The 17,614-nt window shown below is 70.3% G+C and carries 20 protein-coding genes; 2 read left to right on the top strand and 18 right to left on the bottom strand.

Annotated features, from left to right (window positions below; all coding sequences use genetic code 11):
* Positions 1-124: 124 nt before the first annotated feature.
* The 4 genes from D1604_RS11830 to D1604_RS11815 form a co-directional block, all read right to left on the bottom strand.
* Positions 125-3,802: a baseplate multidomain protein megatron gene (locus tag D1604_RS11830; protein ID WP_119413442.1), complete on the bottom strand. Its 3,678-nt coding sequence runs from the start codon at positions 3,800-3,802 to the stop codon at positions 125-127.
* Between the two features lie 11 nt (positions 3,803-3,813).
* Positions 3,814-4,245, bottom strand: coding sequence for an NlpC/P60 family protein (locus D1604_RS11825; RefSeq protein ID WP_233552075.1), 432 nt, complete (start codon positions 4,243-4,245; stop codon positions 3,814-3,816).
* A gap of 182 nt (positions 4,246-4,427) precedes the next feature.
* Positions 4,428-5,081, bottom strand: a complete 654-nt coding sequence (locus D1604_RS11820) for a baseplate hub domain-containing protein (protein ID WP_119413441.1) — start codon at positions 5,079-5,081, stop codon at positions 4,428-4,430.
* A 3-nt stretch (positions 5,082-5,084) separates the two neighbouring features.
* On the bottom strand, positions 5,085-5,696 hold the full coding sequence (locus D1604_RS11815; RefSeq protein WP_119413440.1) for a DUF2460 domain-containing protein: 612 nt from the start codon (positions 5,694-5,696) through the stop codon (positions 5,085-5,087).
* Between the two features lie 172 nt (positions 5,697-5,868).
* On the opposite strand from D1604_RS11815, the gene D1604_RS11810 reads away from it, so the two are divergent.
* The gene (locus tag D1604_RS11810) at positions 5,869-6,576 is read left to right on the top strand and encodes a DUF805 domain-containing protein (RefSeq protein WP_158584927.1); all 708 of its coding nucleotides are present in this window, start codon (positions 5,869-5,871) and stop codon (positions 6,574-6,576) included.
* Between the two features lie 80 nt (positions 6,577-6,656).
* On the opposite strand, the gene D1604_RS11805 is transcribed toward D1604_RS11810, so the two are convergent.
* The 8 genes from D1604_RS11805 to D1604_RS11770 all read right to left on the bottom strand — a co-directional run bounded on the left by D1604_RS11805 (position 6,657) and on the right by D1604_RS11770 (position 10,461).
* Positions 6,657-7,190, bottom strand: coding sequence for a phage tail tape measure protein (locus tag D1604_RS11805; protein ID WP_119413438.1), 534 nt, complete (start codon positions 7,188-7,190; stop codon positions 6,657-6,659).
* Positions 7,183-7,368 carry a phage tail assembly chaperone gene (locus D1604_RS11800; protein ID WP_119413437.1) on the bottom strand — a complete coding sequence of 62 codons (186 nt, stop codon included), beginning with the start codon at positions 7,366-7,368 and terminating at the stop codon, positions 7,183-7,185. The genes D1604_RS11805 and D1604_RS11800 overlap by 8 nt, the downstream gene beginning before the upstream one ends.
* A complete protein-coding gene (locus D1604_RS11795; protein WP_119413436.1) occupies positions 7,368-7,658 on the bottom strand; it encodes a GTA-gp10 family protein in 291 nt (96 codons plus the stop codon). Before D1604_RS11795 ends, D1604_RS11800 begins: the two co-directional genes overlap by 1 nt.
* Entirely contained in the window at positions 7,658-8,068 is a 411-nt protein-coding gene (locus D1604_RS11790) for a phage major tail protein, TP901-1 family (protein ID WP_119413435.1), read from the bottom strand. Before D1604_RS11790 ends, D1604_RS11795 begins: the two co-directional genes overlap by 1 nt.
* 1 nt (position 8,069) lies before the next feature.
* Positions 8,070-8,477: a DUF3168 domain-containing protein gene (locus D1604_RS11785; RefSeq protein ID WP_119413434.1), complete on the bottom strand. Its 408-nt coding sequence runs from the start codon at positions 8,475-8,477 to the stop codon at positions 8,070-8,072.
* Positions 8,474-8,791 carry a phage head completion protein gene (locus D1604_RS11780; protein WP_233552068.1) on the bottom strand — a complete coding sequence of 106 codons (318 nt, stop codon included), beginning with the start codon at positions 8,789-8,791 and terminating at the stop codon, positions 8,474-8,476. The genes D1604_RS11785 and D1604_RS11780 overlap by 4 nt, the downstream gene beginning before the upstream one ends.
* Positions 8,788-9,054 carry a head-tail connector protein gene (locus D1604_RS11775; RefSeq protein ID WP_119413432.1) on the bottom strand — a complete coding sequence of 89 codons (267 nt, stop codon included), beginning with the start codon at positions 9,052-9,054 and terminating at the stop codon, positions 8,788-8,790. Before D1604_RS11775 ends, D1604_RS11780 begins: the two co-directional genes overlap by 4 nt.
* A gap of 165 nt (positions 9,055-9,219) precedes the next feature.
* Positions 9,220-10,461, bottom strand: coding sequence for a phage major capsid protein (locus tag D1604_RS11770; RefSeq protein WP_119413431.1), 1,242 nt, complete (start codon positions 10,459-10,461; stop codon positions 9,220-9,222).
* A gap of 135 nt (positions 10,462-10,596) precedes the next feature.
* Between D1604_RS11770 and D1604_RS11765 the strand changes: the two genes are divergently transcribed.
* Positions 10,597-11,025, top strand: a complete 429-nt coding sequence (locus D1604_RS11765; RefSeq protein WP_119413430.1) for a hypothetical protein — start codon at positions 10,597-10,599, stop codon at positions 11,023-11,025.
* 248 nt (positions 11,026-11,273) lie between these two features.
* Here the strand turns inward: D1604_RS11765 and D1604_RS11760 are convergent, their stop codons facing one another.
* The 6 genes from D1604_RS11760 to D1604_RS11735 all read right to left on the bottom strand — a co-directional run bounded on the left by D1604_RS11760 (position 11,274) and on the right by D1604_RS11735 (position 17,576).
* Positions 11,274-11,723 carry an HK97 family phage prohead protease gene (locus D1604_RS11760; RefSeq protein ID WP_119413493.1) on the bottom strand — a complete coding sequence of 150 codons (450 nt, stop codon included), beginning with the start codon at positions 11,721-11,723 and terminating at the stop codon, positions 11,274-11,276.
* A 143-nt stretch (positions 11,724-11,866) separates the two neighbouring features.
* Positions 11,867-12,082: a hypothetical protein gene (locus tag D1604_RS11755; protein WP_306460735.1), complete on the bottom strand. Its 216-nt coding sequence runs from the start codon at positions 12,080-12,082 to the stop codon at positions 11,867-11,869.
* A gap of 8 nt (positions 12,083-12,090) precedes the next feature.
* A complete protein-coding gene (locus tag D1604_RS11750) occupies positions 12,091-13,269 on the bottom strand; it encodes a phage portal protein (RefSeq protein WP_119413428.1) in 1,179 nt (392 codons plus the stop codon).
* A gap of 168 nt (positions 13,270-13,437) precedes the next feature.
* The gene (locus D1604_RS11745) at positions 13,438-14,562 is read right to left on the bottom strand and encodes a DNA-packaging protein (protein WP_119413427.1); all 1,125 of its coding nucleotides are present in this window, start codon (positions 14,560-14,562) and stop codon (positions 13,438-13,440) included.
* A gap of 16 nt (positions 14,563-14,578) precedes the next feature.
* Complete coding sequence (locus D1604_RS11740) at positions 14,579-15,043, bottom strand: hypothetical protein (RefSeq protein ID WP_119413426.1); 465 nt, start codon at positions 15,041-15,043, stop codon at positions 14,579-14,581.
* A gap of 109 nt (positions 15,044-15,152) precedes the next feature.
* Positions 15,153-17,576, bottom strand: coding sequence for a PAS domain-containing protein (locus D1604_RS11735; RefSeq protein WP_119413425.1), 2,424 nt, complete (start codon positions 17,574-17,576; stop codon positions 15,153-15,155).
* Positions 17,577-17,614 lie beyond the last annotated feature (38 nt).

Raw genomic sequence — 17,614 nt, 5'->3', positions numbered from 1 at the left:
TTTCGCTCCACTCCGGATAAACACAGACCAGAGCGTCAGTTAAGCCATGCAACCGCCCGCCGAAAGGGGCGAGGATGGTTTCCTCATGTTGCGCACCTCCTCCCAGCAGACAGGGAGGCCGTTGTCACAACGGCGCCGTCGCCTCCGCCCCCCAGCCGAAGCCATCCCCCCACTGAGCGACAGCCACGTTCGCCTCAGCCCCGAAGCCACTCGGAAAGTCCGCCGCAACCTCCAGGGCTCCATAGACCGTCTCCAGCCCCTCGACCTCCCAGACCCGGCGCTCAACAGCGCCATCCAGCACCCGCACCCGGAAACGCCTCGCATCGACCTCGACCGGCTCGCTGTCCCATCCGCCGCCGCCCAATCGCACGCGGGGCGTCCAACTCAGCCGCCATCCGCTGTCCTCCGGCGTGGCGCGCAGGTGCGCCGGTCGCCAGGGCGCGGCGTTCCGGTTCGTCCAAATGAAGCGGACCTCCGTCGTGCCCGCCCCGCCCGGCGGCGCGCCTGCCGGTCCGGCCCGCCAGATTCGAGGCAACCCTCGCTCGACCGCATCGACCTCGGCGCGCGCCATGCCGCGTTCCAACAGCACGACCAGCGCCCCCGCTTCCGACCCGCGCGACGCTGCGCCTTCCGTCCCCTGCTGTCCGCGCAACAGACCACTCAAGCGCCACACATCCCCGCCGACCAGTTCGGCCCGACGGAACTGCACCATCTCCCATCCTTCCGCGCTGCTCACCGCCAGCAGATTGGCGCCCGACAGCACCGCCTCGGCCGCTTGGCTCTGCGGCGCCCGCCCCTCGATCCGCACGTTCAGCACGCCCGTCTCGTCCCAGCGACCGACCACGCCGGGCCGCAGGGGCGCCGTCAGCGTCCCCACCGTCGCGGCCGTCTCCACCACCGCCCTTGGCGTCAGACTGTCGACCGACGCGCCGCCATGCAGCGCCATCGTCCTCCAGGGTTCGGCCGCCGCCGCGACCACCGGCCGCCCGTCGACCTCCTCTCCCGGCAGCGGCGGCAGGTCCAGCAGCATCAGGAACGGCGCCCCCAGCGTTGCGATCCCGCCGCCCTCCCCGCGCCAGTCCTCCGGCGCATCCACGACGACGGCCTCGACCACGGGCGTCAACACCGCCCTGGGCGTCTCATCCCAGTCCAACCGCTCGACACGCCAGTCGCCCGCAAGCCCCTCCACGGCCGCCACATCACCCGGCTCCAGCTTCAGCGCCTCCAGCGGCCCCAGCTTGAGCGTCAGCCGCTCGGCCGCCTCGCCCTGCAACAGCCGCTGCGCCGCCGCCGTCGCCAGCCCCGCCCCGACCACGGCGGGCAGGGCCGCATCCACACCGCCGCCCTCGCCGTCCCCGCGCACCGTGACGGCGCCCAGTTGATAGTCCGCCGCCTCGTCGATGAAGCGCAGCCGCGCCGCGCCGGGCCGAGGCGTCAACCGCCGATCCGCCGCCGCGCTCACGCCCTTGTCAGGCAGGGCCAGCGCCGACAGATCCAGCGTCATCTCCCGCGCCGTCTCGCCCAGCACGGCCACCTTGCCGTCGCGCTCCGCCGCCGTCGCCCCCAGCGCCTGCACCAGCGGCGCCAGCGCATCCCTCGTCGCCATCGGTCGGTCGATGACATAGCCCGTCACCGCGTCGTCCACCGCACCAACTGCAAATTCCTCCTCCGCCAGCCCGCCGCGTTTCAGGATCGCTTCGATCAGCCCACGCGCATCGCCGCCCATACGCCCGTTCAGCCAGTGCCCCGTGCGCCAGGCGCCTGCATCCGCCCACACCTCCCCCAGCGCTGGAAACGCCGGATAGGGCCGCGCATCCCAGCACCAGACGTCCGCCCCCTGCAACATCGGCCCGCCATAGACGCCCGAGATCGGGTTGTTCACCGGCTGCGCATAGTGCGTCAGCACCGCCTCGATCAGCCGCCGCTGCATCCGGTCGTCGCGCGCTCCGCTCGAGTGCGGCGGCAGGGCGTTCTCGCTGCTCTTCGGATCCTGGAACAGGTTCGGTGCATTGCCCCCGCGATCCACCGCCGCACAGCCGAACTCGGTCAGACGGATCGGCTTCATCTGCGGAATCCAGGCCGTCGGCGTCGCCTGCCGCACCCCGCCGATGCGCTCATGGTGCGCGTTCGACCACCAGCCCTTCAGATCCTTGTAGCGCCAGATCCAGTCCTCGCCGTGTGCGCCGTCCTCGATCGCCGTGCGCCGCTGCGCCGCCCGATCCGCGTCCGAGGCGTAGTACCAGTCATACCCCTCGCCGCCCGCCACCTGCGCCGCCAGATAGGCCGGGTCCGACGGCCCCTTGAACTCATCCGCGTCCAACCCGCCCTCGCCGCCGCGCCAGTCGCCCATCGGCGGGTACCAGTCGATGGCGACGTAATCGATGTTCGGATCAGCCCACAGCGGATCGAGGTGAAACCTTACCTCTCCCTCCCTCTGCCAGCCGAAATATTCCGACCAGTCAGCGGCGTAGCTCAGCTTCACCCGCGGCCCGACCAGCGCCCGGCATTCGGCCGCCAGCGCCCGCAACTGCGCCACCGCCGGAAAGCCTCCGCCCGCATCGCGCGTCCAGGTCAGCCCGCGCATCTCCGAACCGATCAGCAGGTCGTCCGCCCCCTCCTCGGCCGCGATCTTCGCATAGTGCAGCGCCAGCCGACGCAGGCCCCAGCCGTCCGCCGCCCCGAACAGGGCCGCGACCTCGGCCGTCGCCCCCGCTCCATCCGTCCCCGTAATCCGCCCCCGCCACGGATAGCCGGGGCAGTCCATGAAGACGAAGGGATACAGCGTCACCTCCAGCCCGCGCGCCTTCAGCGTCCGGATCGCCTGCCTCACGCTGTCGTCCGACGGCGTGCCGCCATAGGCCGGACCATCCTCGACCTGAGAGATCAGATGCGCGTCCGCCCGCTCGACCCCGGCCACGCGCCAGACCATAGGCTCGGTCGGCTTCTGACGCCGCTCCACCCCCGGCCGGATGCGGCAATGGCTCATGCGTATGTCGTCGCCGAACCAGCCGACCACCAGACTGACCCGTTTCAGCCTCGGCGCCTGGGCCGTCAGCTGATCCAGCGACGCCTCCAGATCCGTCTGCCCCGCCGTCAGATGCACATTCTCGGGCGTCGATTTCGTCAGCCCCTCGCGCCGCATCACCGGCTCGGTCGCCAGGCAGAACTCGCCCGCGCCGGGAATCAGACACACGCCCTCCAGCCAGTCCTCCATCTGCGCTTCGGCGCCCTGCGGTCGGCGGAACACCTCAAACGACAGCTGCGGCGCCCGGTCGCCATAGGCGTCCAGCGGCAGGTCCTCGAACACCACATAGGCCGTCCCGCGATAGGCTGGCGCCCGCCCCTCCACCGCCTCGATCAGCGGGTCGGGCAATTGGCTCTCCGTCCCGCGATGCAGGCGCATGGTCACGGCCGCCATGTCCATCGGCTGGCCGTCGGCCCAGATGCGCCCCACCCCGTCGATCGGCCCCTCGCACAGGGCCACCGCGAAACTCAGCGAGTAGGCGTAGTCGACGGTCTTTCCCGTCTTCCCCGCCGACCGCTTCTCCTTGCGCTCCAGGAACCGCGCGGCCCAGATCACCTGCCCCGTCACCCGCGCCCGGCCGAAAACGCAGGCCATCGGCGCCCCCTCGGCGGAGGATTGCAGCTTCAGCCCCTCCAGCCTCGGCCCGATCTGCCGCGCCGGCGACAATCCCGCCACCAGCCGGTCGTCCAGCGCCCGCCCCAGCAGCCCTCCGGCCAGCAGGCCCAGGCTGCTGACGCCCGCCATTCCGCCCAGCCCGCCCAGCAGCACCTGCGCCATCGTCTACTCCTTCAAATTCCCGCCAGGGGTTCAGGCCAGCGAAACACCGCGACCAGCCGCCGCCGCCACCACGGCCCCATCCAGCTTTCCACGACCGAGCGGCCCCAATAGGCGTGGATCATCCGCCGCTCGGGCCCCTCCACCGCGCTCAACACCGCGCAGTGTTTGGCCGGTGCGCCCGCTGCCATGCGGAACAGCAGCACGTCGCCCAGCCCCGCCCGCCCGGGCGGTATCTCCACCAGCCAGCGCCGCGCCGCCGCCCACAGCGCCTCCTCTCCCCCGACCTCGGCCCAGTCAGGGCGATAGGGCGGCGGCGCCTCCGGCTCCTCGCCCATCACCTCGCGCCAGACCCCGCGCACCAGGCCCAGGCAGTCCGCCCCCTCGCCCTTCAAACTGCACTGATGCCGATACGGCGTGCCCAGCCAACCGCGCGCCGCCGCCACGACCCCCAAGCGCCGCGCCTCTCCCTCCCCTTCATGGGGAGGGTGGTCGCGCAGCGACCGGGTGGGGAGGGCTTGGTGATCAGGACACGACGCTTGTTCTTGCTTGCCGCCCTCACCCGGCTTCGGCTCCGCCTCAGCCACCCTCCCCATGAAGGAGAGGGAGAATTCCTGAGCGCCCTTCCTCATCGCCTGCGGCTCCCGCCGTCATTGCGCCCGCTTACCGGCCGCGCGGTCAGGAAGTCCTCGCCCGGCACATCCGGAAAGCCCTGAAAATTGACCCCATTCGCGAACACGCCCACACACGTAGCCCACCGTTTGTCGCAACTGCGCCCCGCGATCGCCGCCGCCTCCAGCCCGCAGCGCCCATCGCCCAGCACGGCGTCGCAGCCCCGGCCATAGGTCCGCCCCACCACCCGCTCCAGCGCCGCCATCGGCCCGTCCAGATCGGCGATGAACCGTCCGTTCTCGCGCCTTATCCGCGCCAGCCGCCCCTTCCACAGCCGCACCTTCAGGTCCGGCCGCATCCAGTCCACGCGCCACAGCTCGACCTCGGCGGCGTCATACCGCCCCGCCGCTATGTCCTCTTCGGTGATCGCCGCGTCATCCAGCCCGCCCGAGGCCGACAGCCCACCCGCCGCCAGACCGACCTCGCCTTCGCCTGCCCCGCCGGTCCAGCCGCTGGCCGCCCGGCACGTGACGCCCTCGACCTCCAGATCGCGGTCATGGTCTGTGAAGCCCATCGCCCGCCCGTCCGCCCGCCTCAGCAGCCAGACATGGCAAAGCGTCGCCGCCCCGCTTTCGATGCGGGCGGCCAGTTCATCGGGAACATTGCGCATGGCTCAGATCCGCACCTCGATCAGCGGCATGGCGACCATCCGCCCGGCGCCGAAGCTCTCCAGCGTCACCTCCATCCGGTCCGCGTCGAACCGCACCGGCACGTCAAAGGCGAAGCCCGCCGTCACCGCGGCGCCCTGCAGCGGCGCCGTCGCCAGCGTCACCCGCCCCGTCGTCGCCTCCAGGTTGAAGGCCGCCGTCTCCACGCCCGCCACGGCCACCCGCACCGATCCCTCGACCGGCTTGGCGATGAGCCGCCGATGATCGCCATAGGCCTTGCACAGCTGGAACGTCCGCCTTTCGCCGTCGCCCGTCCCGATCGTCTGATCCAGCGGCGTCACGGCCGCCCCCGGCGCCCCGCTCCTGAAGTCCGCGAAGTCGCGAAACCGGAAACCATGCAGCCGCCCGCGTCGCGCTTCGAAGAAACTCGTCAGCGCCGCCATGTCGTCCAGCGAGCGCAGTCCCGCCCCGATCAGATAGCGCCTGCGACCATCGGCCCACGGCGTCGAGCGCCGCTCGAACCCCGACGCCAGCGTCGTGATCTCCGTCCTGCGCTCGACGCCTCCGGTCGAGCCGAACGCCAGCCGCGCCGGCAGGCGCACCTCATGAAAGGCCATGCGTCCTCTCCCCATCCCTGTCTCAATGTCTGGATTGCGTCCCGGACGGGACGGATTGCGAACGCGTCGCGAAAAATCTTGCGTAACGTCACGCTGCGGGTTGTCCGCGCCGCCGGCGTCGGCCATGCTTTCGCCACACCACGGCAAAGCCGTTCAACGACAGGAGATCCGCGTGCGCGGCGAAATTCTCAGCTATGACGACGCCACGGGCACAGGGCTGATCAGCGGCGACGACAGCCTCCGTTACGGCTTCGCGCGCACCGCCGTTCAGGGCGACGGCGCAGTCGCCGCCGGCGTCCGCGTCGACTTCGTGCCCGAAGGCATGGAGGCGACCCAGATCATGCTCCTGCCGTCCGCCACCGCCGCCGCGGCCTTCGGCCAGGCAGCAGGGGCCGCCGCCTCGGCCAGCGCCGAGTCCGGCTCCGGCTACGACATCAAGACCGCCTTTTTCTCCTTCAAGGGCCGCCTGCGCCGTCGGGACTTCTGGATCAGCTGGGCCATCCTGTTCGTCGTCGGCCTGGTCCTGAACTTCGTGCCCAAGGTCAGCTTCATCCTCGGCCTGGTGCTGATGGTCCTGCACCTGGCGGTCGGCTTCAAACGCTTCCACGACATGGGCAAACCGGGCTGGCTGGTCGTCATCCCCTGGGCGCTCTGGTACGCCTCGCTCGCCATGCTGGTCAGCGCTTTCGGCCTGTCGGTCCTGAGCGACCCCAACGCCATGCAGTCGATGGACCCCGAACTGCTCTTCGCCACCGGCGGCGCCGCCTTCGGCCTGATGTTCCTGGCCGGTCTGGTCAGCTTCGGCTTCTGGATGTGGCTCGGCTTCGGCGGCAGCCAACCAGGCCCCAACAAATACGGCCCCAACCCCAAGGGCGAATAAGTCCCAAAGAGCGCTCTTCAGAGCGCTCTTTTTTTGTTGTCGCTACTGCTCGCCGCGCGGCGTCTTGCTGCTTGAGGTGGTCAGCGCGCTCCCAGCGCCGTGGCGCGCGCCAGCATGCGCGCGATCTGCGTCTCGGACCGCAACAAGCCCTCGGCGCCGCCGTCCACCGTGACGTTCACCGTCACCCCAGGCCCAGAGCCAGAGTGACCGTTCATCGGCTCCACCGTCCCGGCGCCGGCCGGGCGAAACACCTCCGGCCCGCGCTCGCCGACCAGATAGGCGCCGCCGCCCATGACCGGCCCGCCGTCCGCTCGCGCGCCGCCGAAGCCGCCCATCGCCGCCGCTATGGCGCCCGACAGACCTCCGCCGCGCACGCCTGCCGCCGCATTGACGGCGTTCAGCACCGCCCGCGCAAGCTCAGCCAGCGTCACCTGCCCATCCGCCGCCGCCCGCGCCAGCGACCGGGTCAGACTGGCCCCCGCCCGCCCGAACGCGTCCTCGATCGAGGCCGCCGCCCGCTCCGCCGGCTCCTTCAGCGCCTCCAGCGCCGCCGCCGCCTCAGCCGCCTTCACCGGCACGGCGTCGATCCCGTCCGGCCTGAAACCATCAGTCATCCGGCCACATCTCCTGCATCCGCTCCAGTTCGCCGCGCCCCAGGGGCGCCGCCTGCGCCGGCCCCGCCGTCAGCATCCGCCACTCCTTGAGCGACAGCCGCCAGAAGCCTTCCGGCCCCACGCCGATCCGCGCCGCCGCCTGCATCATCTCCGCCCATTGACGATCCTGGGGCGTCATCAGGCCGCCGCCGAGAAGGCCTTCGCCACCGCCTCCGCCGCCTCACGCGGATCGACCAGCGCCGTCTTCAGCCCATCCGCCAGCGCGACCTCGCCTCCCCCACGCAGCAGGGCCGCCAGCACCACCATCAGATCGCGCGCCGACAGCGAGCGCAGCCGCTCGGCCAGCGCCGCCACCCCGGTGACGCCCAGCCCGGTCTCGATCTCCGCCAGCGCCCCCAGCGTCAGGCACAGCGTCCGCTCCGCCCCCGCCAGGTTTGCGACCACCTCCCCCCGCACGCCGTTCGCCATCACAGCGCCTCGAAACTGATCTCGCCCGCGCTGGCCAGGCTCAGCGCAAAACTGGCCTCGCCCTCATGCTCGCCCGCATATTCCAGCGCCGCGACCAGGAACGGCCCTTCCAGCACGCCGAAATCCGGCACGATCAGCCGCCACGTCTTCGCCGCCTGCTCAAAGAAGGCCTCGCGGATCAGGGCGTCCGACGCCGCGTCGCGGAATATTCCCTGGCCCGACACCGCCGCCGACTTCACGCCCGCCCCCGCCAGCAGTTCGCGCCACCGTCCGGCGCTGTCGCTGTCGGTCGCATCCACCGTCCTGGCGTTCAGCGAGATCGTCCTCGCCCTCAGTCCCGCCACCGTTGCGAAGGCGCCGCCCGCGCCCTCGACCTTCAGCAGGATGTCCTTGCCCCGTTGCGCGCTCATCTCAGATTTCCTCCGTCACGGCTCTCAGCCGCATCACCGCCCACGCCCGCTTCAGGTCCGGACTGCGGAACAGGTCCGTAAACGTCACCGACACGCTGACCGCCTTCACCCCGTCCGCCTCCAGCAGCGCATCGGCGAGCCGCGCCCGCACCGCCGCCGCCACGGCCCGCGCCTCCTCCAGCCCCCGGAACCGACTGGCGCAGGTCAGGGTCAGCCGCTGCTCCACCCCGCCGCCGTCCGCATTCAGCGGCCTGCTCTCGCACCGCCCGATCAGCAGATGCGGAAATCCCGCACCCTGCGGCGGCTCATCCCAGATCCGCGTCGGGTCGCCCAACAGCGCCTTCAGCGCTCCATCGCCGCCCAGATGCGCGATCAGCGCCTTTACCAGCGCCCCTTCATGATCCTTCATCGCGCCCGCTCCAGATTCAGCCGCACCCGACCCGCCGCCTTCGGATCGGCCTCGATCCCGACCACGGCCCAGTCCGCCCCGCCGAAGCGCGCCGCCAATCCTTCCTCCAGCCTCGGATCGGCCCGCACCGTGGCGCTCAGCGTCTCTACCGCGCGCGTCACGCCCGCGTCCGTCCGCTCGCGCCGCCGTCGCGCCCCCAACGCCAGCCACAGCGACCCGATCGGCTCATAGTTGACCACCTGGCCGCCATAGGGCGTCTGCGCCGCCACCGGCCGCACCAGAGACGCCACCACCTTCATCGCGCCCGCGCTCACAGCCGCACCACGCGATAGGGTGCGATCCACCCCTCAACCGGCGCCGCCGACATCTCGCTCTCGCCGCGCTCAAAGGCGCGCATCACCAGCATCATCACCGCCAGCCTCAGCGGCGCTGGCGAGATCGAGGTCAGGCACAACCCGACTTCGCCCTCCACCCGCGCCCTGGCCGCGTCGATCAGGGTCTGGATCAGCCCATCCTCCGCCTCATGCTCGACGCGCAGGAACAGCTTCGCCTCCGCGAGGCTCACGGGTGCGCTCATTCAAATCTCCCTATGTTCCTTTTCCTTCTCCCCTTGCGGGAGAAGGTGGCCGCCGAAGGCGGACGGATGAGGGGTCTTGCGCCCGCGAAACCCCTCACCCTCCCACCGCTCACGCGGCGGGCCCCTCCCTCTCCCACAAGGGGAGAGGGCTCTCGTTCGCCACCCTTACGAGGCCGCGAACTTCATCAGCTTGATCGCGTCGAAGTTCTGCACCCCGCCGCCCACGCGCTTGGTCGTGTAGAACAGCACATAGGGCTTGGCCGAATAGGGATCGCGCAGCACCCGCACCCCCGCCCGATCCACGATCAGATAGCCGCGCGCAAAGTCGCCGAACGCGACCGACAGGCTGTTGGCGCCGATATCCGGCATCGTCTCGATCTCGGTGACCGGATAGCCTAGCAGACTGGCCGTCTCGCCCGGCCGCGTCGCCGGCGACCAGACATAGTTGCCGTCCGCATCCTTGAACTTGCGCACCGCCGAGACCGTGCGCCGGTTCATCACGAAACGCCCATTCGGCCGATACTGGGCCTTGGGCGCATAGATCAGGTCGATCAGCTTGTCCGCCGGGTTGGTCGAGGCGAAACCGCCCGCCGCCCCCGACGCCACCGTGCCGATCTGCCCCCAGGTCTGCGTCCCCTCGGCCGCATTGGCGTAGGCCAGAAAGCCCTTGGGCTTGTTGACCCCGTCGCCGCTGACAAAGGCCGCCGTCTCCTGCGCCGCGAAGGCGTCCTCGACCTCGGCCGCCAGCCATTCGTCCAGATCGATCAGGGCGTCGTCCAGCAGGCTCTGCGTCGCCGCCGGACAGGCGTAGAGATCGGCCGAGGAGAACTCCAGCAGCGCCAGCGTCGCCGGATCCGTCTCCGGACGGGCCGCCGTCTCGGCCACCCAGCCCGCCTGCACGCCCGCCGTCGACACCGGCTTGCGGAACACGCCCGAGCCGACCGTGCGCACCGTGGCGATCTCGCGCATCGGGCTGCCCGCCATCAGGCGCCGCTCGATAGCGCGCTCCGTCTCCGGCGGCACGACATAGCCCGCCGAGTTCGACGCCGACGACAGCCCCGCCTTCAGCTCCAGACCATGCGAAGCGCCCGACTTCATATAGCCGTCCCACGCCGCCTTGGCCTCCGGCGCCGCCACGACGGCAGGCGGCTCGGCGCCCAACCCAGAAGTACTGAGAATCGGCCTGCGGCTCTCGCTCAGCGCACGGTCCATGCGCGCCTGCGCCTGAGCCACGGCCTGGTCGATGCGCGCCACCTTCTCCTCCAGCAGCGCATCGGCCGAAGCCTTCTTCTCGATCTCGTCCAGACGGGCGTCGTTGGCCCCTTTGAACGCCTCGAACGCGGCCATCATCTCATGCATGGCGGCGCGTGCCTCGGGATGACCCGAGACGGTCTTGGTCTCTTTCATGATGTCTCCAGAAAAATGCGCGACCGTCCTGCGGCGCGCCGTCAAACCGGGCTAGGCCCGGAACCGTCCCATCCTTTGCCGCGCTTCAAAAGCGTGCGACCCTCCCGTTATCGAACCGGAGGACATGGAGGATGGATGTTGAAACTCGTAGGCGTCGCCCTCTCGGCTCCGCTGTCGGCCATGGCCCTCATGGCCTGCTCAACCCCTGAGCGTCCGACCATGTCCCAGAATTCGTCCCAAGGTTCGCCCCAGACGGCGCCCGCCGATCCGCCCCGCCTATCCGCCGACGTCTCCCTCGACGCCCGCCTGTTCGAGATCCTCGGCGCCTGCGAGGCCCTTGATCCGGACGGCGACCAGACCTTCGAGGCCCATCTGCGGCGCCACGCCCCCCACGCCGCCCCGGACCGACAGGACGCCCTGCGACAGGCTCACGCCCGCGGCCGTGCTATCGCCGCCCGACAGACACCCAAATCCTGCGCTCGCCTGCTACGCGCCTACCGTCAGCAAGAGCCCGGCCTGCACGGCCCGGCCGCCGACCGTTCGTCGTTGCAGACGACCGACTGATGCCCATCGTCTCAAGCCCAACCTCGCAGTTGCTGGACGTCGCCCGACAGTCCTGGCTTCTGAAACTGGTCTGGCCCTGGCCGCCCTGGCCCTGCTGGACGATCCTGTCGCTCTACTGACGCGTGGACTGGGTCGACCCCGGCCTCTCGGCTACTGGAGCACCTACGCCGTCTTCACTGCGATCGGCTTCCTCCTCGTGACCTGGCATTGGCTGCGCGCCATGCACGACCATTATGTCGCCGAGGGCCTCAATGCCGGCCGTCGTCCTTTTCCGGCCTTGCGCGCCTGAACCGCGCCCCCGGCAGCATCGGAAAGGTCACCAGCGACACCTCCCACAGCTCGGCCGCGCTCAACACCCGCAGGCGCCCGTCGCGGCGCGCCTTCGTCGCCCGGAACCCGATCGACAGCCCGTCCAGCGCCCCCGCGCGCGTCAGGGCGGCGGCATAACGGGCCTCTGCGGACCAGTCCTCGATCCGCCCCTCGACCCACAGGCCGCGCTCGTCCTCGACCATCCGGTCCCAGACGCCGACCACGGCGCGGCTCTCGTGCTGATGCAGCATCCGCACCCCGCCCGCGCCGGTCTTCGCCAGGCTCCCGGCGAAAACGCCGCGCGCCGTCACGTCCCCGTTCAGGTCCGCCACGCCCCACAGGGAGGCGTAGCCGGCAATGGCCAGCGCCCCCTTCTCCCTCCCCTTTATGGGGAGGGTGGCTGAGCCTTCAGGCGAAGCCGGGTGGGGGCGGCTTAGGTCATCCAGGTCCAAGCTTGACTTGTTCTCCCCTCCCCACCCGTCGGCTGCGCCGACACCCTCCCCATGAAGGGGAGGGAGAAATCCCTGCGCCATCATTTCTCCTCCAGCCGCCGCTCGATCCGCTCGACCGCGGCGCGCGTCGCCTCGCCCTGCGCCTCCAGCCGCGCCAGTCGCTCGGCGACCAGCCTTTGTTCATCCACGCGCTGCTCCAGGGTGGCGATCCGCGCCGCCGCCCCGCCGGCCCACACCAGGCCGCCGATGGTCTGCACCAGCAGCGCTGCGATGAGGGCGACGGGCATCTTCTTCATCGCTTCCATCACTCGCCCACCCCCGCCATCCGGCGCCGCTCGTCCTCGGTCAGGAAGCCAGCCGCATTCAGCCGCGCCCACAGCGCATCCCGCTCGACCTGAAGGGCCGGAACCGCATCCAGATCCGGCTCGATCCGGCAATCGACGAAGCGGCTGCCTAGCCACCCCGTCATCGCCCCGGCCGCCTTTCTCACCAGCGGGATCACCGTCCCGCGCCAGAAGGCCGCGTTCGCCTCGCGATAGTTGGCGTAGGTCGCATCGCCGGGTATCCCCAGCAACTGCGGCGGCACCCCGAAGGCCAGGGCGATCTCCCGCGCCGCGGCGTGCTTCCCGGCGATGAAGTCCATGTCGTGCGGCGTCAGGCTCATCGGCTTCCAGTCCAGCCCGCCTTCCAGCAGCAGCGGCCGCCCGGCGTTCCGCGCCCCGGCATGGGCCTCGCCCAACTCCGCCTTCAGCGCCTCGAACTGATCCGCCGTCAGCCGCTCCCCATCCTTGGCCCCATAGACCAGCGCCCCCGAGGGCCGCGCCGCATTGTCCAACAGCGCCTTGTTCCAGGCCCCAGACGCATTGTGCACGTCGATGGCGAAGGCCGCCGCCTCCAGCGGCGAAAATCCGTAATGATCGTCCGTCGGATGAAACAGCTTCAGATGCATGACCGGCGACCAGCCGTCGCCATGCCGCCCGATCCGCACCGCGCGCCCGCCGACCGCATATTCATAGGCTTCCGGCCAGCCCGCCCGTCCGGGAACCACCTTCACCCGATCCGGCCTCAACGCCCACAGTTCATCGGGCGCGCCGTCCCCGTCGGCGTCGCCGGTCGCCTCGACATAGGCGTTGCCCGCCGTCTGCAGCGCGCCGTAAACCGCCTCCATCAACTCGCCGCCCGACTGCTCGGGATTGGGTTTGTCGATCAGCCGCGCCAGCGGATGGTCCGCGCTGCGCACGCCCCCGACCATCACCATCAGCGGGGTCGAGGCCGCCGCCTCCGCGATCATCCGCACGCAGCGATAGGCCACGGCGTTCTTGCCGAACCCCTCGTCCGCCAGATGCGTATAATCGCGCGGCGTCCACCGCGCGCGGCCCGCCCCGGTCAGAGCGATCAGCGGCCCGGTGCGGCTGTCCTTGATTTCGGGCGCAGCAACGCGCCGCCGACCGAACGGTCGTCGCCAATCCATATGGTTCTCCATCGTCATTCTCCCTCCCCTTCATGGGGAGGGTGGCTGAGCCGCAGGCGAAGCCGGGTGGGGGCGGCCAGGCAAATCAACCGCCGCCCCCAGATCACCCACCCCTCCCCACCCGGTCGCTATCGCGACCGCCCTCCCCATGAAGGGGAGGGAGAAACGCAGCGCGCATCCTCACAACGCCCGCAGCCTCGGCTGCGTCTTCCCGGCCAGCAGCAGGTGCGTCAGCCCCCACACCAGAGCGTCCGCCCGGTCCGGGCTCTTGGCGCCCGGCGCCTCGCTCCCCAGCGCCATCATCTCTTCTTCCAGCGCCGGAAACGCCCCGCAGTGGACGACCCGGCCCTGCTCATAGAGCGCCGCCACCGGCTCGGCCCGCGCCTTCTTGGACCGGCTGGCGTGAACCAGCTTCACCTGCGCCGGACAGTCCGCCTGCCCCAGCAGGGTCCGCACCATCTCCCCGCCCTGATTGGCCTCGGCCAGCACCAGGTCGGCGTCGAACTCGCGCGCCGTCTCCGCCACGCGCCGCGCCCATCCGGCGGGCGACAGGCCGCGCGCCGAACGGTCGGCCAGCACATAGGCCGCCTTGTCCCAGCGCCCTGCGACCACGATCCCGCAGGCGTCGCCGTGGGCGCTGGCGGGCGGGTCGACCGCCACCACCACCCGTTCGAACCGCGCCGGACGGCTCCCCCGCGCGCGCGCCAGATCCTCAGCCCGGAACAGGGCGCCGTCGGCCTCGACCACCAGCCCTTCCATCTCCTGCGCCTCCAGCCGCGTCCCGGCGTAGAGGCTCTGAAGGTGGCCCAGGAACCCCGGCGCCAGATTGGCTTCGTTGTCCTTGGTCGCCAGCCGGGCCGTCGCCACGCCCGGCTCGGCCAACAGGCGCCTCAGCGCCGGGATCGGCCGGGGCGTCGTCGTGATCGCCAGCCGGGGATCAGCCCCCAGCCGCAACCCGAATCTCAGGTTCGACAACGTCGCCTCAATGTTCCTCCAGGCGCAGAACTCATCCGCCCAGGCCGCGTGAAACTGCGGTCCGCGCAGGCTGTCCGGGTCTTCGGCCGAAAACGCATAGGCCGCCGCACCCGAGGGCCAGATCAACCTGCGTCGCCCCGCCTCCCAGCGCGGCCGGTTGTCCGCCGTCGCCTGAGCCTTCAGCCCCGACGGCCCCTCGACCATCACCTCGCGCACGTCGTGCAGCGCCGTTCCGACCAGGGCGAAGGTCCGGTCCGCGCCCCGCGCCAGTTCGTTCATCCAGAAGCCGCCGGCGAAGGTCTTGCCCGACCCGCGCCCGCCCAGCAGCACCCAGGTGCGCCAGTCCTCACGCGGCGCGATCTGGTCGTCGTTCAGCCTCGGCGTCGCCTTGACCGCCGCCCTCAGCGCCGCCCCCCGCTGTTCGCGCGGCAGGCTCTCGATCCAGTCCCGCAGCCAGCGACTTGCGCTCAATGGCTGCGACGAGATGATCGACACGGGCGAAGAATTCGGCCTGAAGCCCGGCCAGTTCGGCGTCGCTGAGGTCACGGTCGTCGTCGCTCATTCCATCCTCTTCAGGGCTGCGGCTCTTGCGGATCAGGTCGGCCTCCAGCGCCGCCACCGCCTTGGCCGTGCGGGCCAGAACGCCGATGGCGCGCGCCCGCTTCTCGGCCTCGGCCACATCGGCGGGCGGCTCGGCCGCCGTCACCACGGCTATCGCCTGGTCTGTCGCAGCCCTCAGACTGGCGAAGACCTCGCCCAGCCACGCCGCCGTCGTCCCCGCCGCCCCGCCCTGATCCGCTTTTCCCGCCATGACTGAACCATAGCCGAGCAGCGTCCTCAGGCGCGCAAAGGGCGCCCGGATCGCGCCAAACGTAAGGATTTCCCGGCTTTGGCCCGCCTAGTCGCAAAGACCGTCGGCGTCAGGCGCCCGCCCGCGTCTCTTCAGGCGTCGTTTCAGCCTCGTTCAGCCACCACGACAGGGCGGCGGCCAGTTCCGTGATCTGGATCGGTTTGGCCAGATGGCCGTCCATGCCCGCCTCCAGGCAGCGCGTCACCTGATCGGCCTGGACGTTGGCCGTCAGCGCCAAAATCGGAATGCGGCGCTCGCCCTGGGCCTGCATCCGGCGGATTTCCCGCGTCGCCGTCAGCCCGTCCATGACCGGCATGTGCACATCCATCAGCACCAGGTCATAAACCCCCGAATGCGCTGCGTGCACCGCCTCGGCGCCGTCGGCGACCGTATCGATCTCCAGCCCCAGATTTCTCAGTATGGCGCTGACCAGTTCGCGGTTGGCGGCCGCGTCGTCGGCCATCAGCACCCGGCCGCGCATGGCGTCCTTGCGGGCGCGATCAGTCTCGTCCCTCGCCGTAACGCCTTCTTCCGTCGCCGCCGCCAGCGGCGCCTCGAACCAGAAGGTCGAGCCTGCGCCCGGCGCGCTCTCCACCCCGACCTCGCCACCCATCAGTTCGATCAGCCGCCGCGAGATCGCCAGCCCCAGACCCGTCCCGCCGTAGACCCGCGTCGTCGAGGCGTCGGCCTGGGTGAAGCGCCGGAACAGTTCCCCGATCTTTTCGGACGGGATGCCGATGCCGGTGTCGGTCACCTCCACCCGCATCCGCCAGCCGCCGCCCTCCTGCGCTCGCCCGCCGACCTTCAGCGTCACCGCCCCCCTGGCGGTGAACTTGGCCGCATTGGACAGGAAGTTCAGCTTCACCTGCCGCAACCGCCCCTTGTCGCCGGTCAGGCGCTCGGGCGTTTCCGCCGCCATCACCACATTCAGCGTCAGCCCCTTGGCCGAGCACTGGCTCTCGATGATCGCCGCCGCCCCCTCGACCAGGGCGCGCGTATCGAACGGCTCCGGGTCCATCTCGATCGCGTCGGCTTCCAGCTTGGAATAGTCCAGAATGTCGTTGATGACGCCCAGCAGCGCCTCCGATGCCGTGGCGATGCGCTCGACATAGACGCGCTCTTCGGCGGGCAGATGCTCCGACGCCTGCAACAGTCCGGAAAAGCCGATGACGCTGGTCAGCGGCGTACGCAGCTCATGGCTCATATTGGCCAGGAACTCGCTCTTTACCCGCGCCGCCGCCACGGCGGTCTCCTTGGCTTCCAGCACCTCCGCCTCCAGCGCCTTGCGCTGGGTCATGTCGCGGATCACCACCACCACGTCATCGACATGGCCGTGCTCGTCCTTCAGGGCCTTGAAGGTGCACTCGACCCAGACGGTCTGGCCCTTCTTGTGCACCGCCCGGTGCTCAAGGCGTGTCGGCTCGCCGCTCTTCACCGCCCTGCCGATGGCGCCCAGCACTAGGTGCCGGTCCTCGGGGTGAACATAGTCGGTCGACTGGCCGCTCATCTCCTCATAGGTCCAGCCCAGCAGTTGCTGGATAGCTGGCGAAATGTATTTGCTCGACCCGTCCATCTTGACGCGGGTGATGACGTCGCCGGTGTTTTCGGCCAGCAGCCGATAGCGCCGCTCATTGGTCTGGGCCGCACGCAGCAAGGCCTCGCGCTCGGTTACGTCCTGCAGCACGCCGAACAGGGCGATCACCCGGCCGGTGGCGTCCTTCTCGGCGGCGCCCTCGGCGGCGACCACCCGCTCGGTCTCGTCGACGCCCACCAGCCTCAGCTTGAAGGTATAGCCCTCGCCGGTCTTCAGCGCCCGCTCGACCAGCCGTTGAATCTCGCCCCGGTCGTCGACGTGATAGTGGTCGAACACATCCTCCAGCTTCGGATGGAAGACGCCCGGCGCCCGCCCGTGGATGCGATAAATCTCGTCCGACCAGGTCACCGTTCCGGTCGCGACCTCATAACGCCAGCGTCCGACCCCGACCATGTCCTCGGCCAGCCTCAAAGTCTCCAGGCGCGCCGCCTCCTGGCGCATCGCTTCGGCGTGTTCCATCAACTGTCCCGCCAGACCGGCCAGTTCGCGGATCAGATCGAGCTCCGTCTGCGTGGGCGCCGGGCGCGGCTGAACGTCCATGACGCCGATGGCTCCTGCGGGCCGGCCGTCAGCCCCGCAGACCGTGGCGCCGAGGAAGAAGCGGACATAGGGCGCCCCGACCACCATCGGATGGCGGCGATAGACCGGATGCTCATGCGCATCCTGGATCACCATCACGGCGTCCGGTCCCATGTCCGCCAGTTGGTGGCTGACGCTGTTCAGGCGCGGCACGCTCACCTCGTCCAGACCGACCCCGGACAGAAAGACCGCCCGGTCTTCATCCAGCGTCGCGATCATGGCGTGGGGCGTACGGAACGTCGCGCACGCGATCGCCGTCAGTCGGTCGAACGCGTCCCGCGCTCCGCTCCCCGACCCTTTTCGTGTTGCGACAATGTCCATTCCGCCCTCGCCCCTGACCACGCCCTTACCCCCGGTCG

It is taken from the genome of Brevundimonas sp. LPMIX5 (assembly GCF_003576505.1).
Classification (GTDB): Bacteria; Pseudomonadota; Alphaproteobacteria; order Caulobacterales; family Caulobacteraceae; genus Brevundimonas; species Brevundimonas naejangsanensis.
The sequence above is the reverse complement of the archived record's forward strand: the minus strand, read 5'-3'. Positions and strand labels throughout refer to the sequence as shown.